The organism is Sphaerisporangium sp. NPDC049002 (genome assembly GCF_040649355.1).
In the GTDB taxonomy this organism is placed as follows: Bacteria; Actinomycetota; Actinomycetes; order Streptosporangiales; family Streptosporangiaceae; genus Sphaerisporangium.
The window spans coordinates 1-16,468 of the sequence record NZ_JBEZFH010000008.1 but is presented as its reverse complement, the minus strand read 5'-3'; the positions used below and the strand labels follow the sequence as shown (position 1 = coordinate 16,468).

Here is a 16,468-nt window from a genome sequence, read left to right as displayed (position 1 = left end):
AGATGGGTAGGACAATGCGCATCGGGCTTTATCTCAACGAACCCTCGGGTCCGGACGCGATCACCAAGCTGGGCGAGCGCATCGCCAGGGCGGCCGACGACGGCTTCGCCTCGGCCTGGGTCTCGAACATCTTCGGGCTCGACGCGCTGACCGCGCTCGCGGTCGCGGGAAGCCGGGTGCCGGGCATCGAGCTCGGCACGGCCGTGGTGCCCACGTACCCCCGGCACCCCGCCGTCCTCGCGCAGCAGGCCCTCACCACCGCCACGGCCCTCGGCGGACGGCTCGCGCTCGGCATCGGCCTGTCCCACCAGATCGTGATCGAGAACATGTACGGCTACAGCTTCGACAGGCCGGCGCGGCACATGCGGGAGTACCTCTCGGTGCTGCTTCCCCTCCTGCGCGGCGAGCAGGCCGACTTCGACGGCGAGACCCTCAAGGCGCACATGGGCCTCGGCACCCCGGGAGCGGGCACCGTCCCCGTGCTGATCGCCGCGCTGGCGCCCCGGATGCTCCGCCTGGCGGGCGAGATGGCGGACGGCACCGTGCTATGGATGACCGGGCCCAAGACCGTCGCCGATCACGTCGTCCCATCGATCACGGAGGCCGCGCGGGCCGCAGGGCGCCCCGACCCCCGCATCGTGTGCGCGCTTCCGGTCGCCGTGACCGCTGACAAGGACGCCGCCAGGGCCCACGCCGACGAGGTCCTCGCCATCTACGGCCAGCTCCCGTCCTACCGGGCGATGCTCGACCGCGAGGGCGCCGCGGGTCCGTCCGGGGTCGCGATCGTGGGCGACGAGGACGAGGTGGCCGGTCAGATCGAGGCCCTCGCCGGCATCGGGGTGACCGACTTCGCCGCCGCGACATTCGTCTCCGGCGACGACGCGGTGCGCACCAGGAACTTCCTCAAGACCCTCGTCGCCTAGAAGGACGGTCGTCCCCGGGCCACCGTCCCGGGCAGGGAGAAGATCGCCCGGATGGTGGCTTTGGGGTCAAATGCTAAAATTGGTCCACCTGAGGAAAGGGGACCGGGCGCTTGAGGAGACGATCGGATGCGATCGCCGTTCCCAGAGCGGTTCCCTTTCTCGCGTTGGCGGCGCTCGCGCTCCTGATCGCCGCCGTCGCCGCCTACGGCCTCAGAAGCGCCCTGCCGGCGGGGGCCCACGACCGGTCACCCGACGTCACGGCCGCCGACGGCCCGTTCCTTGTCAAGGTGATCCCGGGTACGGCCCACCGGATCGTCCCGCCGCAGATCGGCTGGGCGGACACGCCGCCTCCCGCCGGGTACGGCCCGCAGGCGGGGACACGCGGGCTCGTACCGCGCGACCGGGGCACCCGCGCGCCCGTACCCCCGGCGCACCGGCCCTCCCGCCCCCGCGCCCCTCCGGCCGAGGGTCCCTGACGCCTCGCCGTCACGCGCTCCCCTCTGATCGGGGAGCCGCGGCGATCCCGCGCGCCTGAGGTACCCGTAGATCGTCCACGCGACGGCGCGGCCCTCCAGCGGTGCGCGCGGCGAGGCCTGCCGTGACGCGCGCTCCAGGGACCACACCTCGAAACCCTGACGACGACCTGCCGGAGGTTTCCGATGACCCACGAACACGTCCCCGCCCTGCCCGTCTTCACCCGCGAGGGGAGACACCATGGCACTGGCTGACGAGCTCGTCGCCCTCGGCGGCTCCTTCCTGGCCGCGGGGGTCGTCGCCCGGCTCGGAGCCAAGATCGGGCTGCCGACCATCCCGCTCTTCATGCTGGCGGGCATCATCTTCGGCCCGCACACCCCCGGGCTCGCCCTGGTCGACAACCCGGCCGACCTCAAGGTCGTCGCCGCGCTCGGCCTGATCTTCCTGCTCTTCTATCTGGGCCTCGAATTCTCGCTCGACGACATCGTCCAGGGCGGCGGGCGGCTGCTCGCGGCCGGAGGGATCTACCTGCTGCTGAACGTCGGGGGCGGCCTGGCGTTCGGGTTCGCGGTGGGCTGGGGAGGCAGGGAGGCGCTGGTCCTGGCCGGGGTCATCGGCATCTCGTCGTCGGCCATCGTCACCAAGCTGCTCGTCGACCTGAAGCGCCTGGGCAACCCGGAGAGCCGCCTGATCCTCGGCATCATCGTCGTGGAGGACGTCTTCCTCGCGCTCTACCTCGCCCTGCTCCAGCCGGTGCTGGGCGGCGCGCATGACCTCGCTGAGGCGGCGGTCGCGTTCGGCAAGGCGTTCGCGTTCCTGATCGCGCTGACCGCCGTGGCCCGGTGGGGCAGCCGCGTGGTCGGCAGGCTGGTGGAGACCAGGGACGACGAGCTGCTCGTGGTGATGTTCACCGGCCTCGCCGTGCTCACCGCCGGGCTCGCGGAGGAACTGGGCGTCTCCGACGCCATCGGCGCCTTCATGATCGGTCTCATCCTGGCGAACACCAAGGGGGCCGGGCGGATCCGCACCCTGGTCCACCCGCTGCGCGACGCGTTCGCGGCGCTGTTCTTCTTCTCGTTCGGCCTCTCGATCGCCCCCGGCGACTTCGGGCCCGTCGTGGTCCCCGTCGTCATCGCCGTGGCGCTGACGTTCGTGCTGAACATCGCCGCCGGCGCGATCGCGGCCCGCCTGCACTCCTACGACAGGCAGGCGGCGGTGAACATCGGGCTGACCGTGTTGTCGCGAGGGGAGTTCGCGCTGATCCTGGCCACGCTCGCGATCGCCGCGGGGCTGGACGGCAGGCTGGCGCCCTTCATCGCGGGCTACGTGTTCGTCCTGGCCATCCTCGGCCCGCTGCTCGCGGGACGCTCGGGCGCGCTGGTCCGCCTGCTCCCTGCCCCGCTGTTCCCGTCACGGGACCGCGAGGTCACCGCGAGCGACGTACGCGGGACGGTTCGCTGAGGATGACGGCCCCGGTGGGGAGGCCCGCCGCCCTAGCTCATGGTGTTGCCGCCGTTGACGGCGAGGCGCTGGCCGGTGATGAACGCGGCGCCCGGCGACGCCAGGAACGCGACGGCCTCGGCGACGTCGGCGGGCACCCCCATGTGGCGGAGCGGCAGCGCGTCGCGGTAGTCGCTCACGTCGGAGCCCTCGTGGCGCTCCACCGGGATCCAGCCGGGCTCGACGGTGTTGACCGTGATGCCGAGCGGGCCAAGCTCGCGCGCCCAGGAACGGGTGAGGCCGTGCATGGCCGCCTTGGCCGACACGTAGTGCCCGAAGTCGGCGTTGCCCAGGTCGGCGACCTCGCTGCCGATGTTGATGACGCGGCCCCCTCCGGAGGCCCGCAGGTCGGGCAGGACGGCGTGCAGGAGCAGCAGCGGCGCCTTCACGAAGAACCGGAGCTGGTCGAGGTGGTCGTCCCACGTCTGCTTCTCGATCGGCATCATCGGCTGGGGCCCGGTCGCGTTGTTGACCACGACGCTGATCGGACCGGCGCTCTCGCGGATCTCGGCGACGCCCCGCAGCACCGACTCCTCGTCGGTCACGTCGAAGCGGGAGACGTGGGCCGCGGCGCCGATGCGCTCCGCCACGGCGGTCGCCCCGGCGGTGTCGTGGGCGTAGTTGACGACGACCTTCCAGCCGTCCGCCGCCAGCCGCTCGGCGATGACCGCGCCGAGTCCCCGCGACGCCCCGGTGACGAGTGCGCATCCCATATGTCTGTCCTCTCCACGGTGGAAACGCACCCATCCTCGCCCACCCGCGTACGTCCCACGCGGCCGGTCGGCGCCGCGGCGCCCTATCCGGCGGTGATGGCCAGGACGGGCGCGGGGGTGTCGGCGTGCAGGCGACGCAGCACCCGGCGGAACGCGTAGATCGAGAACCCGACCGCCACGCCGCTGATGGCCGCGACCACCGATGTGCGTACCAGTAGGTAGGTGCCGATCGACTGGTGCAGCAGCAGCCAGATGCTGACGGTGGAGTTGGCCATCAGCACGAACGCCCACAGCAGCGTGATCCGCGCGAAGAACCGCCTGACCCGCTCGTGCCCGAGCACGGTCGAGGGCAGGTGGATGTAGTCGAGGGTGAGCTTCTGGACCAGGGGCCGGTTCAGCCGCACCGAGGCGAGGAAGGCCACGCTGATGCAGATGGTGCCGAGCTCGGGCTGCAGGAAGTAGACGACGGCGCTGCCCGTCCACCAGCCCAGCGCGGCACGGGCGGTGATGGCGATCGCCGCGAGGATCATCGTGCCCGGCACAGGCCGGCGGCGGATCACCCGCCAGAGCACTCCGGTGTACACCCACGTGACGGCGGCGATCAGCGCCCCGTCGAGTCCGAGCAGGGCGAGGGCGCTGTAGAAGACGGCGAGCGGGGCCACCACGCCTTCGAGGAGCTTCGGCACGGCCTGCCTGAGCAGCGCGGTGATCCTCGGGAGCGTGAAGGACGGTGCGTTCATGCTTCTCCCAGGGAGGAAGACGGAGGACCGACGCTAAGGCTTCCGCGACTACCCGGAGATGGGAACGGCGAAACTCCCCTGAAACACCGGATTGCGGTCATTGGTTGCCCACCGTACCCAATGTCTGATTAAACGGTACATATGAGGAAAAAGATCGTTTTAATGGATCAACTACCCGAGCTGCGGTTATGCCCGTCCCTCCCGGAGTGGTTGAACATCGGATAACGGTTCGGGAACAGAGGGTTTCCACCGGGCGAGCGGCCCGCGAGCATGAAGTTATGGCAGTGCTCACACGCACGCATGTTCGCTCCGCCGGCTGCGTGGCCGATGTCGCCGTCCAGCTCACACGCTGGCCCGACCTCGCGGTCAGTCGTACCCGCAGGGCCATAAAGTTCCGCACCCGGGGGCGTGAAATCATTCGCATGTCGGGCGACGACACCGCCGAGCTGCTGCTCACGGCCCCGGTCATCGACCGGTGGGCCAGGGTCCTGGCCGACTCGAACCGCGTGACGCCCGGCCGCAGCTCCGGATGGATCCGAGTCCAGATAGAGGACCGCGCCGGCGCCGAGATGTTCCTCTCGCTGGTGAGCGTGGCGCTGAAGGTCAACCAGGACTAGCGGCGCGGTGAAGGTCAGCTGAGGCTGGTGGTGGCCAGTTTGGCGCCGAAGCCCAGGAAGACCGCGCCCACTCCCGAGGTGAGACCCGCCGAGAGCCTCTTGCGCCGCCGGAACTGGCTCGCCAGGTAGACGCCGCCGAAGATCAACGTAGAGAGATACATCGCGCTGAAGAGCTGACAGATCGCCCCGAGAATCAGGAACGACAGCGCCGGGGCGCCATAGTGCGGATCAACGAACTGCACGAAGAACGAGATGAAGAACAGGATCGCCTTCGGGTTGAGCAGGCTGACCGTGAGGGCCTTCCTGAACGGGTCGGTGAGGTCCGCGACGGCCTCGACCGGCTCCCGCCTCCCCTCCTCGCCCGGCTCACCGCGCTCACTCCTCCAGGATCTCCGCGCGGCCCGGATCATGCCGATCCCGATCCACGCCAGGTAACCCGCGCCGGCGTACTTCACGACGTTGAACAGCAGCGGCGTCGACTGGAGCAGCGACGCGACCCCGGCCGCCGACAGCACCATCAGCACCGTGTCGCCGACGAACACCCCGGTGGCCGCCCGGTACCCGGTCCGCACGCCGCGCCGTGCGCCGACCGACAGCACGTACAGCGAGTTCGGGCCGGGAAGAAGGATGATCAGGAACGCCCCGACGACGTAGGCCCAGATATTCGTGATGCCGAAGAACATGCCGCCAAGCTCCAGAGTCCGAGGGGATACATCACGTTATACCTGGACCTGCCGCCCGGGCCCCGTTGACCCCGGCGCTCGCCGGGCGGCTCCTGGAGCGGGCCGTCACCGGGTTCCGGCGGCGCCGGTTCAGGCGTGCCCTCCCATGGCGCGGACCGTACGTGTCCAGGCAGGCGGGTAGACCAGCCGGTACGCCTTGTCAGAAGGTCCCTGCCTGCGGGAAAACCATGGAGTTTGGGTCTTGTGGGCGCGCGGACGCGGGGCTACGATCGCGGCAACTCTTAGGAAACTTTCCTAAAAGAAATGACCAACGGAGTCGTCCGTGGCCCGCCCCCCTCCTGAGCTGACCAGGCTTTGAGCTGCGGAAACGCAATGGCGTGAGCCGCCGCCCCACCACCACCCGGCCCACGAGTTCACCCCTCTTCTAGGCCTTCACGGGCCGCCCTCGCACCCCCCGCCGGCACGGCGCGCACCGGTCGTACCGGCTCAAAGAGGAGCTTCAATGCGATTTATCCGTCTATGCGTCGCGGCTCTGGTCGCCGCGGCGGCCGTACTGGTCATGACGACAGGGTCCGCCTTCGCGGCCTCGGCGACCGCGACCTTCACCAAGCCCCAGGACTGGGGCAGCGGGTTCGAAGGCAAGTACACGGTCACCAACGGCACCTCCAGCGCCCTCAACGGCTGGACCGTCGCCTTCGACCTGCCCGCCGGCTACTCGGTCACCACCTCGTGGGACGCGGTGATGACCAGGAGCGGCCAGCACTACACCTTCTCCAACCCGAGCTGGGCCCCGACCCTGGCCGCCGGGGCAAGCACCAGCTTCGGCTTCAACGGCAGCCCCGGCAACTTCAGCGCGCCGCTGAACTGCACGCTGAACGGCGCCTCCTGCTCGGGCGGCACCACCAACCCCGGCGCCCCGGGCGCCCCGGGCACCCCCAGCATCACCGGCACCGCCAACACGTCGATCTCCCTGTCCTGGGGGGCGTCGACCGGCACCGTCACCGGCTACCGCGTGTACGAGGGAACGACGGTCAAGGCCACGGTCACCGGCACCTCCGCCACGATCGGCTCTCTCGGCACCTGCACGACCCACACCTACACCGTGAAGGCGTACAACTCGGTCGGTGAGTCGGCGGCCGGCGGCTCGGTCACCGGCACGACCACCGGTTGCACCAACCCGCCGCCCGGCGGTGGCAAGGGCCAGCCCTACCTCTACATGGGCTGGGGCAACCCGCCCAGCGCGACGTCCGTGATGAACGCGACCGGGATCAAGGCGTTCACGATGGCCTTCATCCTGTCGAGCGGCGGCTGCAACCCCGCGTGGGACGGCCAGCGCCCGCTCCAGGGCGGCGTCGACGCCACCACGATCTCCCAGATCAAGGCCGCGGGCGGCGAGATCGTCCCGTCGTTCGGCGGATGGAGCGGCAACAAACTCGGCCCGAACTGCTCGACCCCGCAGGCACTGGCCGCCGCGTACCAGCAGGTCATCAGCGCCTACAACCTCAAGTCCATCGACATCGACATCGAGAACAGCGACGAGTTCGAGAACGAGGCCGTTCAGGACCGTATCCTCAACGCGCTGAAGATCGTCAAGCAGAACAACGCCGGTCTCAAGACGATCGTCACGTTCGGCACCAGCACGACCGGTCCGACGTACTACGGCACCCGCCTGATCAACCAGGCCGCGGCGCTCGGCGCGAACATCGACGTGTTCACGATCATGCCGTTCGACTTCGGCGGCGGCGCGAACATGTACCAGAACACGGTCAACGCCTCCGAGGGCCTGAAGAACGCGCTGAAGACCGCCTTCGGCTGGTCCGACGCCACCGCCTACTCCCACATGGGCATCTCGGGCATGAACGGCCTGTCCGACCAGCAGGAGCTCACCACCCCGGCGATCTGGACCCAGATCCGCGACTGGTCCAAGTCCAAGGGCCTGGCCCGCCTGGCCTTCTGGTCGGTCAACCGCGACCGTCCCTGCCCCGGCGGCGGCGTGAACGAGTCCTGCAGCGGCACCAGCCAGAGCGACTGGCAGTTCACCTCGATCACAGCGGGCTTCTAGCCCCCGATGACCGTACGGTCCGCGCAGCTCCGTCCCCCCAAGGGGATGCGCGGGCCGTACACCCATCCCCCCGCACCCCGGCCCGCCCCGGGGTGCGGGGGCTGTGACCTCAATCCTCACCCTCGGGAGGTTGCGTCTTGAGAGCGCGCCCCGCTTCCTGGACCCTCGCCGCCGCCACGGTGCTCCTCACCGTCGCCGCCGCGCTCGCCGTCCCCGGGCCCGCGTACGCCGACACCGCCGTCTTCGCCAAGACGTCGAGCTGGGACACCGGGTACAACGGCCAGTTCACGATCACCAACACGGGTTCCGCGACGCTCAACGGCTGGACCGTCGCCTTCGACCTGCCGTCCGGAACCACGGCAGGGACCTACTGGGACGCGCTCATGACCCGGTCGGGCGACCACTACACGTTCAAGAACCGCGAGTACAACGGCACGCTGGCCCCCGGGGCGTCCACCACCTTCGGCTGGGTGGCGAGCGGTACGGGCGCGCCGGCCGGGTGCACGCTGAACGGCGCCTCCTGCTCCGGCGGAACGGGCCCCACTCCCACCCCGACGCCCACTCCCACCACCACCACGACGCCTCCGCCGGGCAGCCCGGGATCACTGTTCCACGCGCCGTACGTCGACATGGGCGCCTGGCCGACCCCCAGCATCCCCGCGATGAGGTCGGCGTCCGGTCTGAAGAACTTCACCCTGGCCTTCATCACCGCCTCCTCCTGCAAGGCGATGTGGTTCAACGCCTACGACCCACGCCAGGGCTGGGCGAAGGACCAGATCGACGCGATCCGCGCGGGCGGCGGCGACGTGAAGATCTCCTTCGGCGGCGCCAGCGGCATCGAGCTGGCTCAGGCGTGCTCGGACGTGAACGCGCTGTTCACCGAGTACGACGCGGTCGTCAAGGCGTACGCGCTGAAGTACGTCGACCTGGACATCGAGGGCGCGGCCACGGCCGACCCGGTGTCGGTGAACCGCAGGTCGCAGGCGCTGGCCCGCCTCCAGCAGGCCAACCCCGGCCTGAGGATCTCGCTCACCCTGCCCGTCCTGCCCGAAGGGCTCACCGCCGACGGCCTGAACGTCGTGAGGTCGGCGCGCGACGCGGGCGTGGCACTGGACGTCGTCAACGTCATGGCGATGGACTACTACCGGTCCGCCGACTACGGCGACGCGGCGGTCCAGGCGGCGCAGAGCACCTTCGCCCAGCTCAGGTCCCTCTACCCCGGCAGGACCGACGCCCAGATCTGGCGCATGGTCGGCGTCACCCCGATGGTCGGCCAGAACGATGACGGGCGGTTCTTCGACCAGGCCGACGCCCGGCAGCTCGTGGCCTTCGCCACGACCAGGCACCTGGGCGAGCTGGCCTTCTGGGAGATGACCCGCGACCGCAACGCCTGCTTCGGAGCGCTCTACATGTGCACGAACATCGCCCAGTCGCCGTACGACTTCTCCAAGATCTTCGCGGGGTACAACGGATGACCTTCTTCTCACGCCTCCCAGCCGCGTCCCTCTCACGTCTCAGGGCGGCCGGCCCTCTGTCCCGGCTCAAGGCGGTCGCCGTGACGGCCGCGCTGGCTCTCGGGGTGGTGGTCCCGGCCACGGCGGCCCTGGCGGCCAACATCGCCGCCAACCCCGGGTTCGAGAGCGGGCTCAGCGGCTGGACCTGCGCGTCCACCGCGAAGACCGTCACCAGCCCGGTCCACGGGGGCGCCTCCGCGCTGGAGGCCACCCCGGCGGGCAGCGACTACGCCCGCTGCTCCCAGACGGTCAGGGTGAAGCCGTCCTCGTCGTACTCCCTGTCGGCGTGGGTCCGGGGAAGCTACGTCTTCCTCGGCGCGCTCGGCACCGGCACCACCGACGTCAGCACCTGGGGCACCCCCGGCTCGGCGTACGCCCAGCTCACCACGTCGTTCACCACCGGCTCGGCCACGACGTCGGTCACCGTCTACGTCAACGGCTGGTACGGCACGGGCACCTACAACGCCGACGACATCGTGCTGGACGGGCCCGCCGGTGACGGCGGAGGCACCCAGGTCCCGGCCGTGCCGGCAGGGCTCGCGGTCACCGGCACCACCGCCTCCAGCGTCTCGCTGAGCTGGTCGGCGTCCACGGGCGCGACCGCGTACAACGTCTACCGGGACGGGACCAAGATCGGCACCCCCACCGGGGCGACCTACACCGCCTCGGGGCTGACCTCGGGCACGGCCTACAGGTTCGCGGTGAGCGCCTCGAACACGGCGGGGGAGTCGGCGAGGTCGGCGGAGGTGACGGGCACGCCCTCGACCACGCCACCGCCGCCCAACACCCTGCCGAAGCGGGTGCTGGTCGGGTACCTCCACGCGTCATTCGCCAACGGTTCCGGATATATCAGGATGAGCGATGTCCCGAACGCCTGGGACGTCATCGACCTGGCCTTCGGCGAGCCCACCTCCGTGACCTCGGGCGACATCCGCTTCAACCGGTGCCCGTCCGGCGAGTGCCCGAACGTCGAGAGCGACGCCGACTTCACCGCCGCCATCCGCGCCAAGCAGGCGGCCGGCAAGAAGGTGCTCATCTCGATCGGCGGCCAGAACGGCCAGGTGCAGCTCACCACCACCGCCGCGCGTGACACGTTCGTCAGGTCGGTCGGCGCGATCATCGACAAGTACGGCCTCGACGGGCTCGACATCGACTTCGAGGGCCACTCGCTGTCGCTCAACGCGGGGGACACCGACTTCAGGAACCCGACGACCCCGGCCGTGGTGAACCTGATCTCGGCCATCAGGACCCTCAAGGCCAAATACGGCACGAAGTTCGTGCTGACCATGGCTCCGGAGACCTTCTTCGTGCAACTCGGGTACCAGTTCTACGGCTCGGGAACGGGCGGGGCCGATCCTCGCTCCGGCGCGTACCTGCCGGTGATCCACGCCCTGCGCAACGACCTGACCCTGCTCCACGTGCAGGACTACAACTCAGGTCCGATCATGGGGCTGGACAACCAGTACCACACCATGGGCGCGGCGGACTTCCACGTCGCCATGACCGACATGCTGCTCACCGGCTTCCCCGTGCGAGGGAACGCCGCCGACGTCTTCCCCGCGCTGCGCCCGGACCAGGTCGCCATCGGCCTGCCCGCCGCGCCGTACGCGGGGAACGGCTTCACCGCGGTGGCGGAGGTCCAGAAGGCCTTCGACTGCCTGGCGAAGGGGACCAACTGCGGTCCCTACCGGCCGCGCGGGGTCTACCCGAGCCTGCGCGGCCTCATGACGTGGTCGATCAACTGGGACAGGTACAACGGATCGGAGTTCTCACTCAACCACCGCGCCTACCTCAACGCGCTCCCCTGATGCACACTGACCATGCCATCGTCACCCATTGGAGTCAAAACACTTCTTTGTGTGAACAATTCTGGATAGATGGTGCCAATTTTCGTGCCCGAGTGGTCGGTTTGGCCTGTCGTCCGGCAGGCTAGTGAGCGTCATGGACTACGCAATTCTCACGGGGTTCGTCCTCGTATCAGGTGTCGTGCTGGCGGTCGTCGCACAGTGGAAGGGCTGGAAGCCGTCTCTCGCCGTCGCTCTCGCGATCGGCATCGGCTTCCGCGTCCTCATCATGATCCTGTCGGCGACCGACACCTGGCAACCGGTCGACTTCGTGAACAGCTTCAAACCGGCGGGTGAGGCGATCCTCGCCCACAAGGATCCGGTCCTGGAGAGCAACGGCGGCTGGCACTTCCTTCCGACGATCCCGTACGTCTACGGGTTACTCCTGTGGATGCACATCCCGTGGGAAGTCGCCGGTCGCCTGGTCACCGTGGTCTCCGACATCATCCTGATCCCTCTCGTCGGCAAGCTGGCCGGCGGCAGGGACGCCAGGCTCCGCGCCTTCCAGTACGCCTGCAACCCGCTCGCGCTGCTGGTCGCGTCGGTGCACGGCCAGGTCGAGCCGGTCTCGCTGGTCTTCGGCGTGGCCGCCTTCATCGTGGCCAGGAACGCCAGGACCTCGCGGCCGGTCCGCAACGCGATCGTCGCGGGCCTGCTGATGGGTCTCGCGCTGTGCGCCAAGAGCTGGCCGATCTGGCTGGTTCCCGGGATGCTGCTGTTCCTGCCCGACCTGCGGTCCCGGGCGTACGCGTTCTTCGCGACCGGGGTGGCGCCCGTCTTCTTCCTCGTCACCCTGCCGATCGGCGCCGGCACGTCCCTCTCCCAGTTGCCCACGGTCATCCGCACCATCGGCGACGTGCGCCCGATCGTGGGCGAGTGGGGGTGGACGGCGCTCATGGTGGGCGGCGACTGGACGCTCGACGCCGACCTCGCCCGCTACGGCCAGTGGATGATCTACGCCACGCTGCTCGTCGTCGGGTTCCTGTGGCGGAAGGCCGATCCGATCGACCTGACCACGGCCCTGCTGCTGGCGTTCATGGTGGTGACCCCGCGCCTCGGAGCGCAGTACCTCATGTGGTTCATGCCGTTCCTCGTGGCGAGGCCCACGCGGTTCGCCTGGCCCGCCGTCATCGGCGCCTCCACCTGGGCCGCGGTCGGGTATCTCTACCTGACGCAGTTCGACAACGAGAAGTGGTGGTACCTGCACGAGCCGTGGGCGATGAGCTCCGCGGTGCTCCTTCCGGTCCTGGTCGCCGCCATGCCATGGGGTGCCCGACGCACCGGGCGCTCGTCCCTCGTCCCGGCCGAGCTTCCCCGCTCGCCGGTCGCCGCCTCGGCCTGACCCCCGCGGGCACGCTCGCGGCCGTACCTCACGGGGACGGTTGACGAGCACCAAGCGCTTGCTCAAAATCAGGGAGTGCCGACCTTCGCGGAGCTGGTGGAGGCGCGTGCCCACGACGGGCACGCCGGCCTCCGGTTCGAGGACGAGACCTACACATGGGCGCGGGTCGTCCACGAGGCGCGGAGGCGGGCGGCGTTCGCGCTGGCCATGCGCGATCCCGGGCGCCCGTTCCACGTCGGCGTCCTGCTGGACAACGTCCCCGAGTACGTCTTCTGGATCTTCGGCGCGGCCCTCGCCGGGGCTGTGGTGGTGGGGGTCAACCCCACCCGGCGCGGTGCCGAGCTGGCCGCCGACATCCGGCACACCGACTGCCTGTTCCTGGTCACCGACTCCGGGCGGGCGAGCCTGCTCAACGGCATGGACCTGGGCGTCCCGGTGCTGCTCGCGGATTCGCCCGGCTACCGGTCTTCCCTGGACTCGCATGAGGGCGCGAGCCGTACGGTCGCGGAATCCGACCCGCTGCTCCTGCTGTTCACGTCCGGCTCCACGGGCGCGCCGAAGGCGGTCATCTGCTCCCAGGGCCGCCTGGCGATGATCGCGGCGCATGGCATGGCGTTCGGCATCGGCCGCGGCGCGGTCACCTATGCCGCCATGCCGCTGTTCCACGGCAACGCCGTGATGGCCAACCTGGCCATGGCGACGTACGGGGGAGCGACCGTGGCACTGCGCCGGCGCTTCAGCGCCTCGGGCTTCCTCCCCGATATCCGGAAATATGGGGTTACGTATTTCAACTACGTGGGACGGGCGCTCGCGTACATCCTGGCCACGCCGGAACGTCCGGACGACGCGGACAACTCGCTGGCCGCCGCGTTCGGCACCGAGGCGTCGGCACGCGACATGACCGAGTTCGGCCGGCGGTTCGGCTGCCGCACCATCGAGGGATACGGCTCCAGCGAGGGTGTGATCTCCATCAGCAAGACGCCGGGGACCCCGCCGGACGCCCTGGGGCTCGCGTCCGGCGACACCGACCTCGCCGTCCACGACCCGAAGACCGGTCACGAATGCCCCCGCGCCGTCTTCGACGAGACGCGGAGGCTGGTCAACGCCCACGAGGCCATCGGCGAGATCGTCCGGCGGGGCGCGACCTTCGAGGGGTACTACAACAATCCCGAGGCCGACGCCCGGCGCCTGCGCGACGGCTGGTACTGGAGTGGCGACCTCGGCTACCGCGACCAGGACGGATACTTCTACTTCGCCGGCCGGGACGCCGACTGGCTGCGCGTCGACGGCGAGAACTTCGCCGCCGCGCCGGTCGAGCGCATCCTCGCCAGGTACGCGCCGGTGATCATGTGCGCGGTGTACGCGGTGCCGGACGCGCGGACCGGCGACCAGGTGATGGCCACACTCGAACTCTCCGGCCCCTTCGACCCCGGACGCTTCGCGGCGTTCCTCGTGGATCAGCCTGATCTGGGGACCAAGTGGGCGCCCCGGTTCGTACGGATCACAGGGGCGATGCCGCTCACGCCCACCAACAAGGTGGACAAGACGGGCCTGCGCCGAGAACGGTGGGAGTGCGCCGACCCGGTCTTCTGGCGGCCGGATCGGGAACCGCGCTACATGCCGATGACCGGCGCCGACCGCGCCGAGCTCAGGAAGCGCTTCAGCGAGTCGGGCCGGGAGCACTTCCTGCTGTGAGCACTCCCTGTCGCGATCTCCGTGCGTTCTCCGCGTGCGGTCTCCGCTTGTGTTCCCCGCTTGTGTTCTCGGTTTGTGTTCCCCGCGCCAGGGTCAGGCGGTCTCGCCCGAGAGCAACCGGCCGAGGGGGACACCGGCGAGGCGTCGCACGTCGTTCGCCATGTGCGCCTGGTCGCTGTAGCCGCACCCGGCCGCCACGTCGGCCGGTCGCGCCCCTGCCCTGGCCAGCGCGAGCGCCCTCTGGAACCGCACGACGCGCTGGAGGACCTTGGGCCCGTACCCGAACGCCCGCACGCACCGCCTGTTCAGCTGCCGCTCGCTGAGACCGAGATCCCACGCGACCCGGGCGACGGTCGAGCCGTGCCGGAGCGCCCGGGTGATGGCGGGAGCGCACTCCTCCGGCGCCGGCGTCTCACGCAGCCGTGCCGCCACCGCGCGCTGTAGGTCGTCCGGCCCGCGGAGCTCGAAGGTGGGCAGATCGGCCAGCGGCACCCGCTGGTCCCTGAGACCCTCGGCGGGCACGCCGAACACCTCGCCCACAGCCCCCGGGCGGAAGCGGATGCCGGTGAACCGCTCGCCCGGCTCCAGTCTCGCCAGGAAGTGACCCGTGTCGGGGCCCGCGACGTGCGGCCCGTGGGGACCCCAGATGAGATCGACGCAGCCATCGGGAACGACCCGCTGGACGAGAGGGGCCACGGCGTCCTGCGTCCACAGGCAGGCCACGCGGCCGGCCAGCGAGGGGCCGGGCGCCGACGCTACGTACATGTGTGCAGCTTACGAGCGTGGCTGGTCGTTCGGTATCTCGCCCGAGACGAGCGCGCCCGACCACTTGGCGCTCGGGTCGCTGTCGATCAGCAGGGCCCGGGTGAGCAGGGTGAGCGGGATGGCGAGAAGCGCTCCGATCGGCCCGAGCACCGTCGCCCAGATGATCAGTGACAAGAATGTCACCGTCGTGGTCAGCCCCACCGCGTCGCCGAGGAACTTCGGCTGGATGAACGACTGCACCACGATGTTGATCACCATGTAGGCGATGATCGTCAGGACCATCGTCCGGATGCCCCCGGTGAGCAGCCCGAGCAGGGCGGGTGGCACCAACCCGATGACGAAACCGATGTTCGGGATGTAGTTGGTGATCAGCGCCAGCACCCCCCACAGCAGGGGGAGCGGCACTTGCAGCACGTACAGCGCGACGACGTCCAGCGCCGCGCAGATCAAACCGAAGATCGTGGAGACGAGGAGGTAGCGGCGGGTCTTCTCGGCGAAGGTCGTCAGCGCCCTGGTGATGGCCGGGCGCTCGGCGGACGCGGCCGACATGACGCGGGAGATGATCGGGGCGTCCAGGCTCATCGCCAGCAGGAGGATGACGATCAGGAGCAGGCTGGAGACCACGCCGAGCACGCTGGACAGCAGTCCCTGGGCGAACTCGAAGATCTTCCCGGGGTCGAGCGACTGGATGGCCTTGTTCACCTGCGGCGCGATGCCGTGCTCGGCCGCCCACCGCTGCGCGTCGGCCACGAGTTTGTTGAACTGGTCCGAATAGCTGGGGACGAGCACGGCCATCTGCACGACGGCGGTGGTGAGGATCGCGACCATGCCGAGCAGGACGACGATGACCACCGCGAGCGGGACCGCGACGACGAGCCAGCCAGGCGCGTGTTTGCGGCTCAACCAGCCCCTGATCGGGGACACCGCGATCGTCAGGACCAGCGCCAGCACGACGGGGCCGACGATCGTGTCGATCGCCTTGATGCCGGCCAGGACGATGACGGCCGTGGCGGCGACGAGCAACATGATCAGTGCGCGGGGTACCGTTCGATCGCTCACGGCCTGCCTCAATCCGTTCGGGGAATCGTCTGTTTCTACCGCTTGTTGTACTGACGTTGGCGCGAGGGCCGGAAGGTTCTACTCGATCGTTGCTCGTTGTGGATCGAGAGCTGGCCGGAGACTGCTAATCTTTTGTCGTCGGCATCGCCCGGCCAACAACCCCGCTCTCCACTTCTGGTGGATGCGGCGTGGGCGCTGGTCGGTGATGATGGCGGTACCCCTTTAAAGATCTACCGGGCGGCGTTTGCGCCACCAGGATCGATCGGGTAAGTTAGGGGGGTTGCCCTGGAGACAGGGTGGTCTGAATCCTAGCGGGTTCGGGTGACTGGAAGTCAAGTGCCTGGAAAGGCGCGGTTTGCTCCCGGTTAAACGGCCTTGTAGGATGAAGACATACGAGATGGAAGCCCCGGAGTTCGGACCTGCTGAAGGTTCGGGTGATGGTGTACGCGTCCGTTTCTTGAGAACTCAACAGTGTGTTAAAAGCCAGTGCATGAATATGCATACCTCCGTCTTTCATGCGCCTTTGCGGGTGTGTGG

14 protein-coding genes are annotated in these 16,468 nt (G+C 69.4%); 9 read left to right on the top strand and 5 right to left on the bottom strand.

Annotated features, from left to right (window positions below; genetic code table 11):
• Positions 1–14 precede the first annotated feature (14 nt).
• The 3 genes from AB0B89_RS03320 (at position 15) to AB0B89_RS03310 (ending at position 2,858) form a co-directional block, all read left to right on the top strand.
• Positions 15–923, top strand: a complete 909-nt coding sequence (locus AB0B89_RS03320) for an LLM class F420-dependent oxidoreductase (protein WP_358547407.1) — start codon at positions 15–17, stop codon at positions 921–923.
• A gap of 164 nt (positions 924–1,087) precedes the next feature.
• Positions 1,088–1,399, top strand: coding sequence for a hypothetical protein (locus AB0B89_RS03315; RefSeq protein WP_358547404.1), 312 nt, complete (start codon positions 1,088–1,090; stop codon positions 1,397–1,399).
• A gap of 238 nt (positions 1,400–1,637) precedes the next feature.
• Positions 1,638–2,858: a cation:proton antiporter gene (locus tag AB0B89_RS03310; protein ID WP_358547401.1), complete on the top strand. Its 1,221-nt coding sequence runs from the start codon at positions 1,638–1,640 to the stop codon at positions 2,856–2,858.
• Positions 2,859–2,890: 32 nt separating this feature from the next.
• Here the strand turns inward: AB0B89_RS03310 and AB0B89_RS03305 are convergent, their stop codons facing one another.
• Both AB0B89_RS03305 and AB0B89_RS03300 read right to left on the bottom strand, forming a co-directional pair.
• Positions 2,891–3,610, bottom strand: a complete 720-nt coding sequence (locus AB0B89_RS03305; RefSeq protein WP_358547398.1) for an SDR family oxidoreductase — start codon at positions 3,608–3,610, stop codon at positions 2,891–2,893.
• Positions 3,611–3,693: 83 nt separating this feature from the next.
• Positions 3,694–4,350: a VC0807 family protein gene (locus AB0B89_RS03300; RefSeq protein WP_358547396.1), complete on the bottom strand. Its 657-nt coding sequence runs from the start codon at positions 4,348–4,350 to the stop codon at positions 3,694–3,696.
• A 278-nt stretch (positions 4,351–4,628) separates the two neighbouring features.
• Between AB0B89_RS03300 and AB0B89_RS03295 the strand changes: the two genes are divergently transcribed.
• Positions 4,629–4,967, top strand: coding sequence for a luciferase family protein (locus AB0B89_RS03295; protein WP_358547393.1), 339 nt, complete (start codon positions 4,629–4,631; stop codon positions 4,965–4,967).
• Between the two features lie 14 nt (positions 4,968–4,981).
• Here the strand turns inward: AB0B89_RS03295 and leuE are convergent, their stop codons facing one another.
• Complete coding sequence (leuE, locus tag AB0B89_RS03290; protein WP_358547391.1) at positions 4,982–5,650, bottom strand: leucine efflux protein LeuE; 669 nt, start codon at positions 5,648–5,650, stop codon at positions 4,982–4,984.
• 502 nt (positions 5,651–6,152) lie between these two features.
• On the opposite strand from leuE, the gene AB0B89_RS03285 reads away from it, so the two are divergent.
• From AB0B89_RS03285 to AB0B89_RS03265, 5 genes are all read left to right on the top strand, one after another.
• Positions 6,153–7,712 carry a cellulose binding domain-containing protein gene (locus AB0B89_RS03285; RefSeq protein ID WP_358547388.1) on the top strand — a complete coding sequence of 520 codons (1,560 nt, stop codon included), beginning with the start codon at positions 6,153–6,155 and terminating at the stop codon, positions 7,710–7,712.
• Positions 7,713–7,849: 137 nt separating this feature from the next.
• Entirely contained in the window at positions 7,850–9,187 is a 1,338-nt protein-coding gene (locus AB0B89_RS03280) for a cellulose binding domain-containing protein (protein ID WP_358547386.1), read from the top strand.
• An 80-nt stretch (positions 9,188–9,267) separates the two neighbouring features.
• Positions 9,268–11,034, top strand: a complete 1,767-nt coding sequence (locus AB0B89_RS03275) for a glycoside hydrolase family 18 protein (RefSeq protein ID WP_358547383.1) — start codon at positions 9,268–9,270, stop codon at positions 11,032–11,034.
• Between the two features lie 133 nt (positions 11,035–11,167).
• Positions 11,168–12,412: a hypothetical protein gene (locus AB0B89_RS03270; protein WP_358547380.1), complete on the top strand. Its 1,245-nt coding sequence runs from the start codon at positions 11,168–11,170 to the stop codon at positions 12,410–12,412.
• 75 nt (positions 12,413–12,487) lie between these two features.
• Positions 12,488–14,107, top strand: a complete 1,620-nt coding sequence (locus AB0B89_RS03265; protein WP_358547377.1) for an AMP-binding protein — start codon at positions 12,488–12,490, stop codon at positions 14,105–14,107.
• Between the two features lie 93 nt (positions 14,108–14,200).
• On the opposite strand, the gene AB0B89_RS03260 is transcribed toward AB0B89_RS03265, so the two are convergent.
• Positions 14,201–14,872, bottom strand: coding sequence for a DUF6597 domain-containing transcriptional factor (locus AB0B89_RS03260; protein ID WP_358547374.1), 672 nt, complete (start codon positions 14,870–14,872; stop codon positions 14,201–14,203).
• Between the two features lie 9 nt (positions 14,873–14,881).
• Complete coding sequence (locus AB0B89_RS03255; RefSeq protein WP_358547371.1) at positions 14,882–15,931, bottom strand: AI-2E family transporter; 1,050 nt, start codon at positions 15,929–15,931, stop codon at positions 14,882–14,884.
• Positions 15,932–16,468: the final 537 nt, after the last annotated feature.

What these genes read in the sequence shown, in the direction of transcription:
- AB0B89_RS03320 (WP_358547407.1), top strand. Translation starts at nt 15, where the DNA reads ATGCGCATCGGGCTTTATCTCAACGAACCCTCGGGTCCGGACGCGATC.
- AB0B89_RS03310 (WP_358547401.1), top strand. Translation starts at nt 1,638, where the DNA reads ATGGCACTGGCTGACGAGCTCGTCGCCCTCGGCGGCTCCTTCCTGGCC.
- AB0B89_RS03305 (WP_358547398.1), bottom strand. Translation starts at nt 3,610, where the DNA reads ATGGGATGCGCACTCGTCACCGGGGCGTCGCGGGGACTCGGCGCGGTC.
- AB0B89_RS03300 (WP_358547396.1), bottom strand. Translation starts at nt 4,350, where the DNA reads ATGAACGCACCGTCCTTCACGCTCCCGAGGATCACCGCGCTGCTCAGG.
- AB0B89_RS03295 (WP_358547393.1), top strand. Translation starts at nt 4,629, where the DNA reads ATGGCAGTGCTCACACGCACGCATGTTCGCTCCGCCGGCTGCGTGGCC.
- leuE (WP_358547391.1), bottom strand. Translation starts at nt 5,650, where the DNA reads ATGTTCTTCGGCATCACGAATATCTGGGCCTACGTCGTCGGGGCGTTC.
- AB0B89_RS03285 (WP_358547388.1), top strand. Translation starts at nt 6,153, where the DNA reads ATGCGATTTATCCGTCTATGCGTCGCGGCTCTGGTCGCCGCGGCGGCC.
- AB0B89_RS03270 (WP_358547380.1), top strand. Translation starts at nt 11,168, where the DNA reads ATGGACTACGCAATTCTCACGGGGTTCGTCCTCGTATCAGGTGTCGTG.
- AB0B89_RS03260 (WP_358547374.1), bottom strand. Translation starts at nt 14,872, where the DNA reads ATGTACGTAGCGTCGGCGCCCGGCCCCTCGCTGGCCGGCCGCGTGGCC.